The 17,907-nt window shown below is 71.8% G+C and carries 15 protein-coding genes and 2 pseudogenes; 6 read left to right on the top strand and 11 right to left on the bottom strand.

Translation table 11 applies throughout. The features are described from left to right. Window positions 1-192, bottom strand: a pseudogene (locus tag ACWCP2_RS36725) (hypothetical protein); the annotation flags it as partial. Window positions 193-214: 22 nt separating this feature from the next. Here ACWCP2_RS36725 and ACWCP2_RS36720 point away from each other — a divergent pair. After that, window positions 215-420, top strand: a pseudogene (locus ACWCP2_RS36720) (winged helix-turn-helix transcriptional regulator); the annotation flags it as partial. A 67-nt stretch (window positions 421-487) separates the two neighbouring features. Next, window positions 488-1,276, top strand: a complete 789-nt coding sequence (locus ACWCP2_RS36715) for a bestrophin-like domain (RefSeq protein WP_450912876.1) — start codon at window positions 488-490, stop codon at window positions 1,274-1,276. Window positions 1,277-1,365: 89 nt separating this feature from the next. Here the strand turns inward: ACWCP2_RS36715 and ACWCP2_RS36710 are convergent, their stop codons facing one another. The 3 genes from ACWCP2_RS36710 to ACWCP2_RS36700 form a co-directional block, all read right to left on the bottom strand. Beyond that, entirely contained in the window at window positions 1,366-2,340 is a 975-nt protein-coding gene (locus ACWCP2_RS36710; RefSeq protein WP_450912875.1) for a sigma-70 family RNA polymerase sigma factor, read from the bottom strand. Between the two features lie 69 nt (window positions 2,341-2,409). Then, the gene (locus tag ACWCP2_RS36705; RefSeq protein WP_450912874.1) at window positions 2,410-2,997 is read right to left on the bottom strand and encodes a hypothetical protein; all 588 of its coding nucleotides are present in this window, start codon (window positions 2,995-2,997) and stop codon (window positions 2,410-2,412) included. A 60-nt stretch (window positions 2,998-3,057) separates the two neighbouring features. Beyond that, on the bottom strand, window positions 3,058-3,696 hold the full coding sequence (locus tag ACWCP2_RS36700; RefSeq protein ID WP_450912873.1) for a LysE family translocator: 639 nt from the start codon (window positions 3,694-3,696) through the stop codon (window positions 3,058-3,060). A 642-nt stretch (window positions 3,697-4,338) separates the two neighbouring features. Between ACWCP2_RS36700 and ACWCP2_RS36695 the strand changes: the two genes are divergently transcribed. Together ACWCP2_RS36695 and ACWCP2_RS36690 are read left to right on the top strand one after the other, a co-directional pair. Continuing rightward, a complete protein-coding gene (locus tag ACWCP2_RS36695) occupies window positions 4,339-6,048 on the top strand; it encodes an FG-GAP repeat domain-containing protein (protein ID WP_450912872.1) in 1,710 nt (569 codons plus the stop codon). Window positions 6,049-6,137: 89 nt separating this feature from the next. Beyond that, the gene (locus tag ACWCP2_RS36690) at window positions 6,138-6,668 is read left to right on the top strand and encodes a GNAT family N-acetyltransferase (protein ID WP_450912871.1); all 531 of its coding nucleotides are present in this window, start codon (window positions 6,138-6,140) and stop codon (window positions 6,666-6,668) included. A 3-nt stretch (window positions 6,669-6,671) separates the two neighbouring features. On the opposite strand, the gene ACWCP2_RS36685 is transcribed toward ACWCP2_RS36690, so the two are convergent. The 3 genes from ACWCP2_RS36685 to ACWCP2_RS36675 form a co-directional block, all read right to left on the bottom strand. Then, window positions 6,672-7,361: a VOC family protein gene (locus tag ACWCP2_RS36685; RefSeq protein ID WP_450912870.1), complete on the bottom strand. Its 690-nt coding sequence runs from the start codon at window positions 7,359-7,361 to the stop codon at window positions 6,672-6,674. 460 nt (window positions 7,362-7,821) lie between these two features. Next, window positions 7,822-8,067, bottom strand: a complete 246-nt coding sequence (locus tag ACWCP2_RS36680; protein WP_450912869.1) for a DUF397 domain-containing protein — start codon at window positions 8,065-8,067, stop codon at window positions 7,822-7,824. After that, a complete protein-coding gene (locus ACWCP2_RS36675; RefSeq protein ID WP_450912868.1) occupies window positions 8,064-8,909 on the bottom strand; it encodes a helix-turn-helix domain-containing protein in 846 nt (281 codons plus the stop codon). Before ACWCP2_RS36675 ends, ACWCP2_RS36680 begins: the two co-directional genes overlap by 4 nt. 128 nt (window positions 8,910-9,037) lie before the next feature. Between ACWCP2_RS36675 and ACWCP2_RS36670 the strand changes: the two genes are divergently transcribed. After that, entirely contained in the window at window positions 9,038-9,505 is a 468-nt protein-coding gene (locus ACWCP2_RS36670) for an ATP-binding protein (protein WP_450912867.1), read from the top strand. A 220-nt stretch (window positions 9,506-9,725) separates the two neighbouring features. Here ACWCP2_RS36670 and ACWCP2_RS36665 read toward each other — a convergent pair whose 3' ends face one another. Together ACWCP2_RS36665 and ACWCP2_RS36660 are read right to left on the bottom strand one after the other, a co-directional pair. After that, window positions 9,726-10,586, bottom strand: a complete 861-nt coding sequence (locus ACWCP2_RS36665) for a TIGR03619 family F420-dependent LLM class oxidoreductase (protein WP_450912866.1) — start codon at window positions 10,584-10,586, stop codon at window positions 9,726-9,728. Window positions 10,587-10,757: 171 nt separating this feature from the next. After that, window positions 10,758-12,077 (bottom strand): ADP-ribosylglycohydrolase family protein, encoded by a 1,320-nt coding sequence (locus ACWCP2_RS36660; protein WP_450912865.1) that lies wholly within the window; start codon window positions 12,075-12,077, stop codon window positions 10,758-10,760. Window positions 12,078-12,861: 784 nt separating this feature from the next. Between ACWCP2_RS36660 and ACWCP2_RS36655 the strand changes: the two genes are divergently transcribed. Then, window positions 12,862-13,941 carry a tyrosine-protein phosphatase gene (locus ACWCP2_RS36655; RefSeq protein WP_450912864.1) on the top strand — a complete coding sequence of 360 codons (1,080 nt, stop codon included), beginning with the start codon at window positions 12,862-12,864 and terminating at the stop codon, window positions 13,939-13,941. An 82-nt stretch (window positions 13,942-14,023) separates the two neighbouring features. Here the strand turns inward: ACWCP2_RS36655 and ACWCP2_RS36650 are convergent, their stop codons facing one another. Both ACWCP2_RS36650 and ACWCP2_RS36645 read right to left on the bottom strand, forming a co-directional pair. Further along, entirely contained in the window at window positions 14,024-16,615 is a 2,592-nt protein-coding gene (locus tag ACWCP2_RS36650; RefSeq protein WP_450912863.1) for a bifunctional FO biosynthesis protein CofGH, read from the bottom strand. Between the two features lie 40 nt (window positions 16,616-16,655). Then, the gene (locus ACWCP2_RS36645) at window positions 16,656-17,447 is read right to left on the bottom strand and encodes an SDR family oxidoreductase (protein WP_450912862.1); all 792 of its coding nucleotides are present in this window, start codon (window positions 17,445-17,447) and stop codon (window positions 16,656-16,658) included. Window positions 17,448-17,907 lie beyond the last annotated feature (460 nt).

Genomic DNA, 17,907 nt, shown 5'->3' with positions numbered 1-17,907 from the left:
GTTGACGTCGCCGCCCATCTTCAGGCCCCCGTTGAGGGTGCCGTCCGGACCGATGGCGGGGCTGGAGTAGCAGCAGCGGCTGCGGCCCGTGGTGGTGCCGCTCAGGACTCCGTCACCCCCGCGTGCGTACGGTGCACCGTCGGGGCCGCCGCGTCGTGCCCGGCGGCGAGCCGCTCCACGTCCGCCGCTCACGCTCCCGCCCCTCAACCCCGACATGGTCGACCCCGTCTGCCCCTCGGCGCTGGTGCCGTTCCGCATCGGCGACACGTGGGCCACGCTGATCCTGCGCTGCCTCCAGGACGGCCCCCGCCGCTTCTCGGAGCTCAAGGTCCCGCTGCGGGAGACTTCGTGGCGCGCACGGAGTACGAGACCCCGGCGCGCCGGGTCGAGTACGCCCTCACTCCGCTCGGCCGGGGCCTGCCGGCGGAGGGCGGCTCGCGCTGATTTCGGGGCGGTCCCTCACGGCGGGGCGGTCGTTGGGCAGGACATGATCCTCTGGTTGCTCAACCACCTCAGCACATTCTTCCTCGGCCTCCTCCTCGTCGGAGGCTTCGTCGCCCTCGCCATCGCCGGCAGCGTGGCCGCCCGCCGCCGCTTCCCGCACCTCGCGAACGGCGACCACAACGAGATGGTCGGGGTGGCCCTCGGGATGTTCGGCGCGATCTACGGCATCATCCTCGCCTTCGTCGTCGTCACCCTGTGGACGCAACTGGAGACCACCCAGACCATCGTCGCCACCGAGGCCACCGACCTCGCCCTGGTCGTCCGCAGCGCGGAGGTCTTCCCGCCGGCCGAACGCGCCCGCGTGGAGAAGGCGGTGGGGGAGTACCTCCACGCCGTCGTCGAGATCCAGTGGCCCCTCATGCGCGAGGGCCGCCCCAGCTACGAGGCCACCGCCGGCCAGACGCACGCCCTGTACACCGCGCTCCAGGCCTACGAGCCCGCCGGCCCCCGCAGCGAAACCTTCTACGGGGAGGCCGTCGGCCGCCTCAACGACGTGGCCGCGCAGCGCCGGGCGCGCGTGACGATGGCCGAGACCTCACTGCCGCCGCTGCTCCAGGTGCTCGTGTACGGAGGTGCGTTGGTGATCCTCCCGCTCACCTTCCTGTTCGGGCTGCGGAGCCTGAAGATGCAGCTGCTGTTCGTCTCGGCCGTGGCGGGGCTGATCGGCTTCAGCCTGCTGCTGGTGCTGGCCCTCGACCGGCCCTTCGCCGGGGAACTGAGCGTCAGCCCGGCGCCGTTCAGGGACGCGGCGCTGGCGCAGTTCTGGCGCTAGCGCCGCGCTCGGCCGGTGGGCCGGGTGGTGGGCCGGGTGGTGGGCGGGGTGGTGGGCGGGCGTACGGGGCCCTCCGTTGAGGGGCGGGTTCAGAGGAGGGGGCCGAGGTCGATGGCGTCCAGCCGGTCCGGGTCCGTGAGGATGTCGATCGCGGCGATCCGGCCTTCGCCGGTGACGGCGTCGACGGTGACGGTGAAGGCCAGCAGCGACATGAGCCGGCCCTCGACCACGCACAGCGCGCCGGCGGTCCCGTTGACGAGCACCGGGCGGACGAACGGGGCGAGGGAGCCGTAGAGGGCCGCCTGGGAGCCCACGATCCGGGCGCCGCTGAGCACCACCGACTGGCCGGCACGCGCCGTGCCGCCGTCCGAACGCAGGACGACGTCGGGGTGGAGCAGGGCGAGGAGCGCGTCGAAGTCCCCGTCGCGGGTGGCCGCGAAGAACGCGCTGACGGCCTCGCGCTGCCGGACCAGATCCGGATCCGGCGCGGGCGCCTGCCCCTGGACGCGGCGCCGCGCACGGCTGGCGAGCTGCCGGGTGGCCGCCGGTGTCTTGTCGAGCATCAGGGCGATCTCTTCGAAGGGCACCGAGAACATGTCGTGCAGCACGAACGCCAGCCGCTCCGCCGGAGCGAGCGATTCGAGCACCACGAGGAGGGCGAGCCCGACGGAATCGGCGAGCAGCACCTCGTGCTCGGGGTCGACCACGCCGCCTTCGCGGGTGAGGACGGGGTCGGGCATGCGGGGGGCGCCGCCGCCTCCGCCCGTGCGCTCCAGCCGGTCGTCGAGGGAGTCCTCCCGGCGGGTCTGGCGGGTGCGCAGCCCGTTCAGGCAGAGCCGGGCCACGACCGTCGTCAGCCAGCCGCCGAGGTTCTCCACGTCACTGACATCGGTACGGCTCAGCCGCAGCCAGGCCTCCTGGACCGCGTCCTCGGCCTCACCGAGCGATCCGAGCATCCGGTAGGCGACGGCCCGGAGATGGGAGCGGTGCTCCTCGAAGCGGAGGGCCAGGAGGCGCTGGGTGTGCGGGTCCGCCTCCGCGTCCAGGTGTGCACCTGTGTCCATGGTTGTGTCCCCCTGTGTTCCCTGCCCGACCGGTCGATTCAGTAGATCATCCGGCCTGTTCGAACCGCGCTATTTCCAGGGGTCCTTGGTCGGCATGCAGCCCAGTGCGCGGAGCCGGTCGTCGGTCTCCTTGAGGCCCTTGATCCCCTCGCCGATCTCCGCCCAGCCGATGTCCGCCGCCTCGGCGGCCTTCTCCTGGTCCGCGGGCGAGACGCCGAGCCGCGACGCGTTCAGCACCGTCCCCATGCCGTCGGAGAGGTGCTTGCGGGCCTCGGTCCAGACGTCGTGGGTCTTCTGCTCGGGGATGTAGGCGACGGTGTACCCCCGTGCCTCCTCCAGCTGCGCGGACAAGGGGCCCAGGTCGATGACGATCTTGCCGTTCCTGTGCTGGGCCTGGGCGCTCAGCGCCGCGAAGATCAGCTCGTGGAGCAGCTTCTCGCCGCCGGTCCCGTACCACTGGATCACGGCCGGGCCGGGGTCCACGGGTCCCGTGCTGCTGGGGGTGGGGGCGGGGGCGGTGACGGTCGGCGCGGGCTTGAAGCTCACGTTCGTCTTCGGTCCGGCGGCCTCGGGGTCCCCCGCACATCCGGTGAGCAGGACGGCGCCTGCGGCGACGGCCGGTACGAGCAGCGAGACGAGCAGTAAGCGGACGCGCATGCTTCCCCCTGGGGAGTCTTCGGGTCGTGCTCGGGGCCGTGCTCGGGGCCGTGCTCCGGATCAGTCCTTGCGCCCCGTCGCGGCTACGGTCACACCCAGGCCGATCATCGCGAGCCCGCCGGCCCCGCCGACGGCGGAGAGCCGCTGAGGGGACCGCGAGAACCAGTTGCGGGCGGTCGCGGCGACCATGCCCCAGGTGCTGTCGCAGACTACGGCGATGAGGTTGAACACGAGCCCGAGAACCAGCATTTGGGCCGTGACGTGACCCTGCTCGCGGTCCACGAACTGCGGCAGGACGGCCGCGAAGAACACGATCGTCTTCGGGTTGGCCACCCCGACTGCGAACCCTTCCCACAGCGACCGCCAGTTCCCGTACTCGGCGGCGCTTGCCCCGAACTCCGCACGGAGCGAACGCCGCTGCCGGAAGGCCTTGACGCCCAGGTAGACGAGGTACGCGGCCCCCACGAGCTTGAGCGTCGTGAACACGAGCACGGACCGCTCCACGACGGACCCCACCCCGAAGGCCACGGCGACGACGAGGACGTACGCCCCCAGCGTGTTCCCGGCCACGGTGAGCAGCGCGGCCCGCCACCCCTGGGACAACGCCCGCCCGATGACGAAGAGCACGCTCGGCCCGGGGATGAGGATCAGCAGCAGCGACATGGCGGCGAACGCCAGCAGCCGGTCAGTGGACACCATGCTGTGCATCGTTCCGGACGGGGGGTGGGAGGGGAAGGGATTTTTGGGTGGGTGGGGGTGGGGGGGGGCTATGGGCTGCGGGTTGGTCCTTGGCTTTGACAGGGTCCGGGGGGAGCCCGGCAGTCCAGTGTCCTTTCGGTGCGGGCCGGTCCCTCAAGGGCGCTCCCTGCGGTCGCGTCGCTTCGCGATGGCCTTCGGCCACCCTTGACCGACCGACCCACCCCGAAACGCCACAAGACTTCCGGGATCCCCCCGGGGAACGGCCGGGAGGGAGACGTGGGGAGGAGCGGCCCAGTCACAGTTCCGCAGCCCCCTTCGGCCAGTGGGCATCCACACACCGCCCCGGCAGGACCGTGACCTCAGCCGGAACCTAGGGCGCGGGGCGGTCAGCGCATCCAGGGACGGGCGTCTGGACACCCTTTCCGTGACGGTCGTGCGCCAAGACGGGAGAGAGGATGACATGTAGCGCTTTGGGGGTTGGGCGGGTCATTCTGGCGCCCTGGGGGGCTGGTGGAGGGCCGCCAGACGCTCTGTACACTGCAGCCACGAATCCGGGGGGATGACGTGGTGACATCTTCGCGTCCATCGAGCGCCCATTGCGCGCGCCGACCCCCGACCTGCACTTATGTCCCAGGGGGGACCTTGATTTCCTCGCGCCACCTGCGCCCCGGCCGCCTCGCGGTCTGCACCGCCATCGTGCTCGCCGCCGGCATGGTTCTGGCCGGCACCGCCTCGGCCACCGACGGGCCGTCCCACGGCACCGTGACCCTCCCGACCCCGAAGGCGGAAGGCCACCCCGGCCCGCTGGCCGGGAAGGGCAAGGCGGCCTCCGCCGGCCTGCGCGCCGCCACCCTCGCCCCGCGCCTCGACGTCGACGGCGACAACATCCCCGACATGCTCTACCAGGCGATCAGCGACGACTACTACGTGAGCCTTGGTGGGGCCAACGACCACGTCAAGTACGGGGTGGGCGATGCCGGCGCCTACCTCGACTACAAGGACGTCATCCCGTTCGGCAAGGTCGACGGCGGTTACCAGAGCGACCTTCTGACCCTGACGGCCGACGGCGAGCTCGCCCTCTACCGGACCCAGTTCATCGACGGCGGGCAGAACCGGACCTGGTCCGGCCGCGGCTGGGGCATCTACAACAAGGTGTTCGCCCCCGGCGACATCAACCGCGACGGCAAGGTCGACCTGCTGGCCCGTACCCCGGACGGCACGCTCTACCTCTACCCCGGCAGCGGAAACCCGAACGCCCCCCTCAAGGCACGCATCAAGGTCGGCGCGGGCTGGCAGGCCTACGACCAGCTGGTCGGCACCAACGACATCAATCGCGACGGCATCGCCGACCTAGTCGCCCGTGACTTCTCCGGCGTTCTCTACGCCTACCTCGGTACCGGCAAGACGAGCGCCCCGTTCAAGCCCCGCGCCACCATCGGCTCGGGCTGGAACGCGTACAACCAGATCGTGGGCCTGGACGACTACGACGGCGACGGCAACGGTGACCTGCTCGCCCGCACCGTCTCCGGCCAGGCGTACGTCTACAAGGGCAACGGCAACGGCGCCTTCAAGCCGCGCCTCACCAGCAGCACCGGCTGGAACGTCGGCACCCTCTACGCCCAGCAGGGCGGCAACCCCGACTTCGGGCGCAACGACCTGCTCGGCCGCGACGCCGGCGGCACCCTGTGGTGGTACTACTCCAAGAACAACGGAACGCTCGGCGCCCGCCAGAAGATCAGCAACACGGGCGGCTGGAAGGGTGCCAGCATCACCTGGGGTTCCTCGTTCACCAACCGCAACAGCAGCTCCATCCTGGAGCAGGGTTCCAACGGCGCCCTCTACATCGACGGCGACTACAAGGGCCTCGGCTGGAACGCGTACAACGCGCTGGCCGCCCCGGGTGACCTCAGCAACGACGGCACGGGCGACCTCCTGGGCCGCGACAAGTCCGGCAACCTGTACCTGTTCCAGGGCAACGGGGTCGGCGGCACCATGAACAAGATCAAGATCGGCGGCGGCTGGGGGGTCTACAACAAGCTGACCGGCGCCGGCGACCTCACGGGCGACGGCCGCGCGGACCTGCTGGCCCGCGACGGCTCCGGCAACCTCTACCTGTACGCCGGTACGGGAGTCCCCAAGGCCCCCTTCAAGCCGCGCGTCCGCGTGGGCTGGGGCTACCAGGTCTACAAGCAGCTCGTGGTCACCGGTGACCTCACCGGAGACGGCCGCGCCGACCTCGTCGCCACCGACTCCGCGGGCGTCCTGTGGCGCTACGACTCGTACGGCACGGGCAAGCTGAGCGGCCGTACCAAGATCGGTACGGGCTACCACATCTACCCGAACCAGTACTGAGCCATTGAGAACCCGAGCCGGGGCGTCCTCCCCGGCTCGGGCGATCTATTCGGTTGCTGCCTTCCGCCACGGTCGGATAGGAAGCGTGCATGCTAAAAGGCAACAAGGTTGGGCTCAGGGCCCGGCACGAGGACGACATCCCCCTCCTGCATGCCGGTCTCCACGACGACGTGGCCACCGCCTCCCGGGCCACCGGGAACCCGTGGCGACCGCTCATGGCCGGCTCGAAGGCCCTGTCGTTCCAGGTCGACGACACCGCAGAGGGGCACGTTCCCTTCTCCGTGGTGGACCTCGAGAGCGGCGCACTGGCCGGTACCGCAACCCTCTGGGGCATCGACAACCACAGCCGCTCCGCACACGTCGGCCTCGGCCTCCTGCCGTCCGCACGGGGCAAGGGCTACAGCACCGACGTGGTCGCGGTCCTGTGCCACTACGGCTTCGTCGTACGCGGCCTGCACCGCCTCCAGATCGAGACCCTGGCGGACAACACCCCGATGCTGCGCTCCGCCGAGCGCAACGGCTTCGTCCGCGAGGGCGTACTGCGCTCCTCGGCCTGGGTGATGGGCGAGTTCCTGGACGAAGTCCTCCTGGGCCTCCTGGCCCAGGACTGGAAGCGTTGAGCGTCAGTCCCGGCCCTGCCAGGTAGTGACACAGACCTCGTTCCCCTCCAGATCGGCGAGCACCCAGAACGCGGGCGCCCGGTCAGCGGAAAGCAACCGCCCCCCGGCCGCCAGCGCGCCCTCGATCCGCCGCGCCGCCTCGTCGTGCGGCACACACACATCGAAGTGGATCCGATTGCGCTGCGGCCGCGCCCGATCCATCCGCTGGAACCACACAGCCGGCCCCTGCCCCACCGGATCGACGAGCGGATCCTCCGCCCCCTCGGCGCCCGCCTCGTCCGCATAACCCAGCACGGCCTTCCAGAACGGCCGGATCCCAGCGATATCGAGCGCATCAATGGCGATCTCAAACACCTGCACGGACCGCGGCGCCCCCGCACCGATCTCAGGCTCCGTCACCAGCCCGGCCTCGCCCGCGGCGACAGAAATAAGACGCGCGAGCTCGACGTCCCGCCCGGTGACCCAGCCACGCTCCAACGTCTGCAGGGTGAACACGGCCCGATCGGCCCGCACATCGACTCGAAGATGCCGGCCCGCATCATCCCCGCACACCGCGACGGCGTCCGCCGCGAACCCGACCGCCTGAGCCAACGACCCGACCAGGACCGACGCCCGCAACGTACCCAGCAGGAACCGCCACCCGTAGTCCTGAACCGCCTCCGACGCTTCCTGCCGCTTCACCATCTGCTCCATGGCCCCATCCTGCCCACCACCACTCCCGAAGCGGGCCGGATCAGCCACAGCCGGTCCGCAGTCGCTGAGCCGAGCGGCAGTGCGTAGCGATCTGTTGCGCATACCGGCGTCACGGGAAGGATGTCCAGCCGCCCGCCCCTGGATGCGCTGACCGCCCCGCGCCCTAGGTTCTGGCTGAGGTCACGGTCCTGCCGGGGCGGTGCGTGGATGCCCACTGGCCGGAGGGGGCTGCGCATGGCCGACGAGGCCGCTCCTCCCTCTCCTCCCTCCCGGCCGTTCCTCGGGGGGATCCCGGAAGTCTTGTGGCGTTTCGGGGTGGGTCGGTCGGTCAAGGGTGGCCGAAGGCCATCGCGAAGCGACGCGACGAAGGAGCGCCCTTGAGGGACCGACCCGCACCGAAAGGACACTGGACTGCCGGGCTCCCCCCGAACCCTCACGCAGCCAAGGACAGGGCCGCAGCTCAGGCCTCCGTGACCCCGTCCACGAACGCAGCCCAGCTCCGGCCGGACACCGCGAGCTCGGGGCTGGCCGTCAGCTTCGAGTCCCGGACGTGGACGGAGTCGGCGCAGCTGGCGACCTCTACGCAGTCGTCTCCCTGGCTGCCGCTGTACGTGGACTTGTGCCAGGAGAGGGCGACCTCTACGCAGTTGTCTCCGTCGCCGCTGCTGTAACTGCTCTTGAACCACCGCAACCGGGAGCTGTTCACAGAGTTCCTCGCATTCGCGTCAACAGGCCCACGCTGTCCCCGGGGTTGAGGGCCTGGATGCGAAGTTTGGCATACCTCTGGTGAAGGAGACTGATGTCTTTCGGGTTCGAGATGACCTGTCCCGTCTGCTGCCCCTCGCTGTAGCCGTGCCAGTCGTTTTCTTCCGTCTCAAGGAGGCAGAACGGACCGCCCAGTCCCGCATGTTCCGGACTGACCCCAGGCATGATCTGCAGATCGACGTTGGGTAGTCGGGCGCACGCGAGGAGGTGGTCGATCAGCTCGATGGTCACCTCCGGTCCGCCTGTCTGCCGCTCGATCACCGCCTCGTCGAGGATGAAGCTGAAGATCGTGTACGGCGTGCGGTGCAGCACCCTCTGCCGTTTCAGCCGTGCCACGATGCGGGCTTCGGTCTCACCTGCCGTGGGCAGCGGCAGTACTGCGGCGATCAACGCACGGGCATAGGACTCGGGCTGTAGCAGGCCGGGAACCGAGCGGGACTCGTACGTGTTCAGCGTCACCGCCCCTTCCTCCAACTCCGCCCACCGCCGGAACCACTTCGCCAGTCCCCGCCTCCGGGTCAACTGGTTGGCTGCGATGCGGATGACGCCGAAGGCGTCCAGTGCCTCCTCCACCCGGTCCACGAACCTCGTGGAGGGATGCCGTCGGCCCTGCTCCACCGACCCGATGTACTGCACCGAGTACCTGATCAGAGGATGCAGTTGCTCCTGGGTCAGCCCGGCACGCTTCCTGAACGCCTTGACCGTCTGGCCGAAGCTGCGCAGGTCGGCGTCCGGCTCGACCTCGTTGTCCCCGCCGTCACCGCTGTCATCGACACTCACCATGGAGGTCACCTCCCCGGCAACATGTTCACGTTCAGTGACCGAGACTGTCCAGAGCGTGAACTCGTACAAACGAAAAGTAGCGGTCCGCTTGCTGGGGAACACCCCACCCCACACGGGACTTTGCTCCCATGAACGCACCCTCGGGAGCCCCCCGAACCTTCGCACGCACGTTCACTCAGCGTTTCAGTTCCACCCCGCGCGGCGCCCGCCTCGCCCGGCAGCTGGCTCTGGTCGAGCTGCACGACTGGGGCATCCCCGACCGCACCAGGCTCTCCGAGGACGCCGGTCTCCTCATCGCCGAGCTGACCGCCAACGCGGTGACCCACGGGCGGATCCCGGGGCGGGACTTCGAACTCCACCTCCACCTGCTCCCGGAGGGCCCGCTCCCCGACGCACCGTCCCCCGGGATCCTCCGCATCGAGGTGTCCGACGCCCGCCGGGACCGCCGCCCGGCCCTCAGGCCGCACGCGCACACGCACACGCACACGTCCGAGGCCGGCTACGGCATGCGCATCGTCGAGGCCGTCGCCGCCGACTGGGGGGCCAGGGACCGGCTGGTCGGGAAGACGGTCTGGGCGGAGCTGCGGCTCCGGTGATCTCCTTTGGGGCTCGTGGACTCGTGGACTCGTCATAGGCCATACGCCCCTGGAGGCCGCCATGTCGCGCACGGTGATCGACCTGGGCGACGAAGCCCTGGCGGAGGCCGCCCGGCCCACAACGAGGCCGATGGCTCGCTCCGGGAGACCCTTGCGTACGCCGTGGCCCGGGACTCCGTAGGGGAGGAGACGGACTGACCCTACGGGGCCGAAGGCGTGGTCACAGGTACTGCGCGAACCCGTCCAGGACCCGCAGGATCTGCGCCTCGCCCTCCGAGGGGAGCTGGAGGACGACCTCCTCGATGCCCAGGTCTGCGTAGTGGGACATCTTCCCGGGCGTGGGCTGGACGGCGTACGGGACCACCTGGAGGGACTTGGGGTCGCGCCCCGCGGCCTCCCAGACCTGGCGCAGGGCCGGCAGGGACTCCGTGAGGCCGCCGCCGCCGATCGGGAGCCAGCCGTCGCTGTGGTCGGCGATGGCTGCGAAGAGCTTCGGGCCCGCCTGGCCGCCGATCAGGGTGCGGGGGCCGTACAGCGGGGCGCCCGGGGCGAGTTCGCGCGGGGGCTGCACCGGCTTGGGGTGGGCCGAGCTGGCCTGGACGGAGGAGAACTGGCCCACGTACGCCGTGGGGTCCGGGGACCACAGGGACCGCATCAGGGCCATCCGGTCGCGGACCAGTTCGCGGCGGGTGCGCCACTCGACTCCGTGGTCGGCGGCCTCTTCCACGTTCCAGCCGTAGCCGATGCCGAGGGTGACACGGCCGCCGGACAGGTGGTCCAGCGTGGCGACCTGCTTCGCGAGGTCGATGGGGTCGTGCTGGGCGACGAGGGTGATGCCGGTGCCGAGGTGGAGCCGCTCGGTGACGGCGGAGGCCTGGCCGAGGGCGACGAAGGGGTCGAGGGTGCGGCCGTACATCTCCGGGAGCTCGCCGCCCATGGGGGCCGGGGTGACGCGGCTGACCGGGATGTGGGTGTGCTCGGGGAGGTAGAGGCCGGAGAAGCCGCGTTCCTCCAGGGCGCGGGCGAGGCGGACGGGAGCGATGGTGCGGTCGGTCAGGAAGACGGTCGTGGCGATCCGCATGTGCGCTGACACCTCCGTGGTGTTCCGTGGTCCGTGGTCCGTGGTGTGGGGAGGGCCAAAGTACGGCTTCGCGCGTGCGGAGGGCAGGGGCGTGCGTCGGCCACGGCCGTGTCGGTGGTCACTGATGGCGGGGTCACGGGGGCGGCCCGAGCCCGCAGGCTCTCCAGCCCCTCACCCCCGCGGGTACCGCGCCAGCCAGGCCGTGGAGGTGGCCGTCGGGCCGTGGAGGGCGGGGCCCTGGGTCATCTCCAGGGCGAAGTCGTCGGCGAGTTCCAGGACCGTGGCCCGGCCTTCGAGTCCGGCGAGCCAGGCCGCCGGGAGGGCCGTTTCGCCGTGCTGGGCGCCCAGCAGGGAGCCGCACAGGGCGCCCGTGGCCGCGGAGTCGCCGCCGTGGTTCACGGCGAGGCGCAGGCCGTGCGCCACGTTCTCGGCGACGAGGGCGCAGTAGACGGCGATGGCGAGCACCTCCTCGGCGGAGCGGCCCTGGCCGGGGGACCCTGGGGATCCGGGGGACGCGTGGGGCCCGGGGGACGCGGGGGACCCGGGAGACAATGCCTCGACCGTCTGCGGTGAGGGGGCGCCCGTGGTGACGGCGGCGAGCGCGCGCTGCAGGGCGTCGGTGACGGGCTGGTGGCCGGGGCGGACGCCGAGCAGGCCCAGCGCGCGCTGGACGGCGGAGTCGAGGGACTCGCCGCGGGTCAGCCCGTGCACGATGACGGCGTGGGCGCCGGCCGCGAGGTACGCCGTGGGGTGTCCGTGGCTCTGTACGGCGCACTCGACGGCGAGTTGGAGCACCAGGGTGGGCTCCCAGCCGACCAGCAGCCCGAAGGGGGCGGAACGGGTGGCCGCGGCCGGGTCCAGGGCCGTCGGGTTCTTCGGCTGGGCGAGCGTGCCGAGGACTCCGTCGGCGAAGCCGGTCAGGGAGGAACGGGCGGGGGAGCGGCGGGCGTAGAGCCATTCCTCCTGCGCGAGCCAGCCGTTGTCCTCGCGGCGCTCGTCGGGGCCCCAGTCGCTCTGGGTCAGGGCCCAGCGGAGGTAGGCACGGTGCACGTCCGTCGGCGGGTGCCAGGCGCCGGTGTCCCGGCGCACGTGGGCCCGTATCAGGCCGTCCACGGTGAAGAGGCCGAGCTGGGTGGCGGCGGTGACCCGGGCGCGGGGGGCCGGCTCGGTCAGGCCCTCCGGGCCGTGGGCTTCGAGGAGTTCGGGGAGGGAGAGGGGGGCGACGGCCGCGCCGAGGGCGTCGCCGATGGCCGAGCCGAGGAGGGTGCCCCGGACGCGGCTACGGAAGTCCTGCTGCTCGGTGCGGCCCCACAGGCCGGTGGTGACGGCGGCGCGGCCGCCCAGCGTGGCACCGGCGGCGGGGCCCGTGGCGGGGCCGAGGCCGGTGGCTCCGCGGGTGGCTCCGCCGGTGGGTGCGGGGGCCGGCTGGAGGGGCTGGGTGGCCCCGGGCCTGCTCTGCTGCTCCCCGGACGGTTCCGTCGCCGTGTCCATTGTGATCCCCCCGGACTGCACGCGCGTGCTCTGGCGGGCACTGTAGTGGACAGTACCGATCGGGTCCGGAACTAGTCGGTCGCGCGGGCGGTATGCGAGCCCGGAACGGCTGATTTCCGCCGGTGCCCCTTCTTGACGCGGAGCTCGCGCCGCTCCGCGCGGGCGCGCTTCCCGGGCTTCGCCCCGCTGCCCCGAACTCCGTCCGGCGGCGCCCGGCCGGGGCTGCCGCCCCCGCCGTCCCGGCGGGTGCCCGCTGGCCGTGCGCGGCTGGGTGTGCCCTGCGGGGCTGGGGTCCCCTACCCGCCCTTCCACCGTTCCCAGGGCTCCGCCCTGACCCGCGCCTCAAACGCCGGCGAGGCTGGATGTGTTCAGCCCTCCGGCGTTTGAGGAGCGGGGGTCCGGGGGCTGGCCCCCGGGAACGGCGCCGCACGCGACAAACGGGGTCCGGGCGCAGCCCGGGGAACGGTGGAAGGGCGGGTAGGGGACCTCGCCCCGCAGGGCCAACCCACCCGCACCCGCCCACGCCGGGCGACCGGCAGCGCCGGGCACACCACGATGCCTCACGGCGGCACCCATGCGCCGGCACAGCACGGGCGCCGGGCCGGCGACCCCGGACACGCGTCTCGGGGGGTGCCCTGGCGGCACCCCCAGGGCGGCCCCCGGCCCACCCCGTTCCCCCCGCCGGCCAGGCGAGTGGCACGTTTTGACAGTAGACGCGCACCCGGCCGATTTCGGCCATGCAGAGTTCACACTGCGTTATTCGGAGCCCAAGAGTCTCGGGGTCATGAAGAAGGCACTGCTCGCCGCGACCGTCGTCGCCTCCACGTTCACCGTCGCCATCGTCGCGGCCCCCGCCGCCTCCGCCCACGGGTGGGACTTTTCCTGGGGTGGTCACCACGGCCACTCCTCCATCCCCTTCACCGAGGCCACCGTCACCGCCGGTGCCGACGGGGCGTACACCCTGAAGTGGAACGCCAAGGGCACCAAGCGCGTGGAGATCAAGGCGAACGGCAAGGTCGTCGCCCGGGGCGGTGCCCAGGGTGAGGCCGTGGTCGGGGGGCTGCCCGCCGCCGACCGGCAGTGGTTCGACTTCGAGCCCGAGCGCGGTGAGGGCCTGCGGCTGGCCGACCGGCTCGTCAAGCTGGAGGGCACCGCCAACTTCCGTGACGCGGGCGGCTACCGCACCACCACCGGCCAGTGGGTCAAGATGGGCGAGATCTACCGCTCCGACGCCCTGAACAAGCTCACCGACAACGACCTCGCCAAGCTCCAGCGGCTGCGCGTGAAGACGGTCTTCGACCTCCGCATGGAGAGCGAGCGCACCAAGGACGCGGACCGGGTCCCGGCCGGCGCGAACTACGTCGTCGCCGACGTCTTCGCTGGCTCGGGCTCCTTCCAGGCCATGCCCCGGACCCCCGAAGAGGCCGTCACCGCCATGGTCGACGCCGAGAAGGCCATGGTCAGCGGGGACGGCGGCAAGAAGGCCTACACCCAGGTGTTCGAGGGCATCGAGCGCGACCGCAACCGCTCCGTCCTGTTCCACTGCACCGCCGGCAAGGACCGTACGGGCTGGGCGAACGCCTCCCTGCTGACCGCCCTCGGCGTGCCGAGCGAGACCGTGATGGCCGACTACCTGGCCAGCAACGACTACCGCAAGGCCGCCAACGACGCGATCCTCTCGCACCTGCCGCCCGCCCAGGCCGCCGTGTACAAGCCGATGCTCGACGTCCGCGCCGAGTACCTCAACGCCGGGTACGACGAGGTCACCGCGAAGTACGGCAGCTTCGACCGCTACCTCAAGAACGGGCTCGGCATCGACTCCCGCGAGCTGAAGGAACTGAAGGACGACCTGCTGGTGGGCTGAGATCCCCACCAGCGGGGCCGAGCCCGGCCGGGGTGCACCCCGGCCGGGCTCTCGCGCATCCTGGTCCGTGTCCGGGGCCGCGTCAGTCCAGGACCGGCAGCAGCTCCGGCAGGTGGCCGTCCGAGGCGCGGGCCGCGGCCTGGCGTTCCTCCGGGACCTCGCCGTAGAGGGTCGTACGGGCCTTCGCGGGCCGGCCGGCCGCCTCGGCGACGGCGATCAGGTCCTGGACGGACTTGTACGAGCCGTAACTGGAGCCCGCCATCCGGGAGATGGTCTCCTCCATCAGGGTGCCGCCCAGGTCGTTGGCGCCCGAGCGGAGCATCTCGGCCGCGCCCTCCGAGCCCAGCTTCACCCAGCTGGTCTGGATGTTGGTGATGTGCGGGTGGAGCAGGATGCGGGCCATCGCCGTCACCGCGCGGTTGTCGCGCACCGTCGGGCCGGGGCGGGCGATGCCCGCCAGGTAGACGGGGGCGTTGGTGTGGATGAAGGGCAGCGTCACGAACTCCGTGAAGCCCTCCACCCCCTTGGCCCGTGCCTCCTGCTGCATGCGCGCCAGCGTGCGGAAGTGGCCCAGCCAGTGGCGGGGCTGGTCCACGTGGCCGTACATCATCGTGGAGGAGGAGCGGATACCCAGCTCGTGGGCGGTGGAGACCACATCGATCCAGTCCGCCGTCGGCAGCTTGCCCTTGGTGAGGACCCAGCGGACCTCGTCGTCCAGGATCTCGGCCGCCGTACCGGGGATGGAGTCGAGGCCGGCCTCCTTGGCCGCGGTCAGCCAGTCCCGTACCGACATCCCCGTGCGCGTCGCGCCGTTGACGACCTCCATCGGGGAGAAGGCGTGCACGTGCATGCCGGGGACGCGCGCCTTGACCGCCCGCGCGATGTCGAAGTAGGCCGTCCCGGGCAGGTCCGGGTGGATCCCGCCCTGCATGCACACCTCGACCGCGCCCACGTCCCACGCCTGCGCGGCCCGGTCGGCGACCTGGTCGAGGGAGAGGGTGTACGCGTCCGCGTCCGTGCGGCGCTGCGCGAAGGCACAGAAGCGGCAGCCGGTGTAGCAGACGTTGGTGAAGTTGATGTTGCGCGTGACGATGTACGTGACGTCCTCGCCGACCACCGATTTCCGCAGGTCGTCCGCGATCCGGCACAGGGCGTCCAGCGCCGGGCCGTCCGCGTGCAGCAGAGCGAGCGCCTGCGCGTCGGTGAGCCGCGTCGGGTCGTCGGCGGCCTGCGCGAGCGCACCCCGTACGTCGGTGTCGATGCGCTCGGGGACCATCCCGGGGGCCGCGGCCTCGCGCAGGGCCTCCCAGTCGCCGTAGACCTCGTCGAAGTCGTCGCGGCGGTCGCCGGTACGGCCCTGCGTGTCGATGGTGGTGTGCAGGTCGGTGCGGCCGTAGGCGGTGAAGCCCTCGTCCGGTTCCTGCCACGGCCGGCCCTCGACGGTCGCGGACTCGTCCGCGAGCCCGCTCTCCGCGTCGGCCAGCGCGCGGACGTGGGGCAGGAGGCGCGGGTCGAGCCACGGCTCGCCGCGCTGGAGGAACTCCGGGTAGATGGTGAGGCGTTCGCGGAGCTCGAAGCCGGCGGCCGCGGTGCGTTCGGCGAGCTCCTCGATGTGCGGCCAGGGGCGCTCGGGGTTCACGTGGTCGGGGGTGAGCGGGGAGACCCCGCCCCAGTCGTCGATGCCGGCGCCGATGAGCAGCGCGTACTCGGAGTCCACCAGGTTCGGCGGGGCCTGGATGCGGGCGCTGGGGCCCAGGATGTGACGGGCCACGGCGATGGCCGCCGCGAGCTCCTCCAGCTCCGCGTCGGGCATGCCGCGCATGGCGGTGTCGGGCTTGGCCCGGAAGTTCTGGACGATGACTTCCTGGATGCCGTGGTAGCTGCGCTGGATGCGGCGCAGCTCGAAGAAGGCGTCCGCGCGCTCCTCGTAGGACTCGCCGATGCCGATCAGCACCCCGGTGGTGAAGGGGACGTTGGAGCGGCCCGCGTCCTCCAGGACGCGCAGCCGCACGGCCGGGTCCTTGTCGGGGGAGCCGTAGTGGGGGCCGCCGGGCTCGGACCACAGCCGGGTGGCGGTGGTCTCCAGCATCATCCCCATGGACGGGGCGACGGGCTTGAGGCGCTGGAGGTCCGACCAGGACAGCACGCCGGGGTTGAGGTGGGGGAGGAGCCCGGTCTCCTCCAGGACGCGGATGGCCATGGCGCGCACGTAGGCGAGGGTGTCGTCGTAGCCGTGCGCGTCGAGCCACTCGCGGGCCTCCGGCCAGCGGTCCTCGGGCCGGTCGCCGAGCGTGAACAGTGCTTCCTTGCAGCCCATGGCCGCGCCCTTGCGGGCTATGTCGAGGACCTCGTCGGGGGACAGGTACATTCCGTGGCCCTCGCGGCGGAGCTTGCCGGGGACCGTGACGAAGGTGCAGTAGTGGCACTTGTCCCGACACAGCCGGGTGAGGGGGATGAACACCTTGCGCGAGTACGTGATGACGCCGGGCCGGCCGGCGGCTTCGAGTCCGGAGTCCCGTACGCGGGCGGCGGAGGCGGCGAGGTCCTTCAGGTCCTCGCCGCGCGCCTGCAGGAGTACGGCCGCCTCGGTCGCGTCGAGCGCGACGCCGTCGCGGGCGCGGCGGAGCGCGCGGCGCATCGAGTTCTCGGTCGGAGCGTCACTCGGAGTGGTCATGGCCCGAGCATACGATCCGCTCGCACGGGCACGGAGGGGCTCATCGCATCAGCTCCCCGGCGTTGACCAGCAGGGACTGGCCGGTTATCGCCCGTGCGCGGTCGGATGCGAGGAAGGCGGCGGCGTCCGCGACGTCCCCGTCGGTGGCGAGGTCGGGCAGTGCCATGCGGTCGGTGAGGCGGGCGTGGACCTCGGCTTCGGGGACGCCCTCGGTGTGCGCGGTGAACGTCACGAAGGCCTGGACCGGGGGGCCCCACATCCAGCCGGGGAGCACGGTGTTCACGCGGATGCGGTGCGGGCCGAGTTCGCGGGCCATGGAGTACATGGCGGAGGTCAGCGCGCCCTTGGAGGCGGCGTAGGCGGCCTGCTGCACCTCGTTGGGGGAGGCGATGGCGGACTGCGTGCCGATGATGACGACGGAGCCGCCGGCCGCCTTGAGGGCGGGCAGGCAGGCGCGGGTCATGCGCAGGGTGCCGAGCAGGTTCACGTCGAGGATCTGCTGCCAGGTGCCGAAGTCGGCGTCCTGGAGGCCGCCGAAGTACGAGTCCCAGGCGGCGACGTGGACGACGGCGTCGACCCCGCCGAAGCGCTCCTGGGCGAGGGCGGCGAGTGCTTCGCACTGGCGCTCGTCGGAGATGTCGGTGGGGAGGTACGCGGTGTGCGTGCCGTCGGGGTCGATCTCGGCGGCGGACTTCGCGAGGTTGGCCTCGGTCCGTGCCCCGAGCACGGCGTTGCCGCCGTCGCGGACGACGGTGGCGGCGACCTGGTGGCCGAGACCGGCGCCCACGCCGGAGACGATGACGGTCTTGCCCTGCAGCAGTAGCGGCGACATGGTGCGGCCTCCTGACGACCCGATGGATCTGACGGGTCGTCAGGCTACGGGCGGATGGGTGGGGAGGGAAGGGTCCGGGGGCCAGTCCCCGGGCCGCTGCGCCTCACGCGCCGGCGGGGCTGGGGGTGGCCGGTGCGCGGGGCGGCGGGCTGAGGATGGCCGGGGCGCGGGCGGGCTGCGGGTGGGGGCCGGTGCCGGGGGCGGGGTGGGGTGTCGGCCTGGACTGCATGATTTAGGCGCCCTGTGCCCGACTTTCGACAGTTGTGGCTTCCCGATGCGCCACAAATCACGCTTTACGTCCCGGCCAACACCCCACCCCGCCCCCGTCCCCGGCCTGGCACTCCGCAGCCTCCGGCCCCGGGGTTTTTGAGTTCCGGCCGGGCGGGCCAACCCTGGCCGGGAGGGCTATCGACCCCGGCTGGGAGGGTTCCGGCCTGGCCCGGGCGACGGCCCGTTCCGG

This window comes from Streptomyces sp. NPDC002104, from assembly GCF_053593795.1.
Note: the sequence above shows the minus strand (reverse complement) of the source record. Positions and strands in the feature narration are given on the sequence as shown.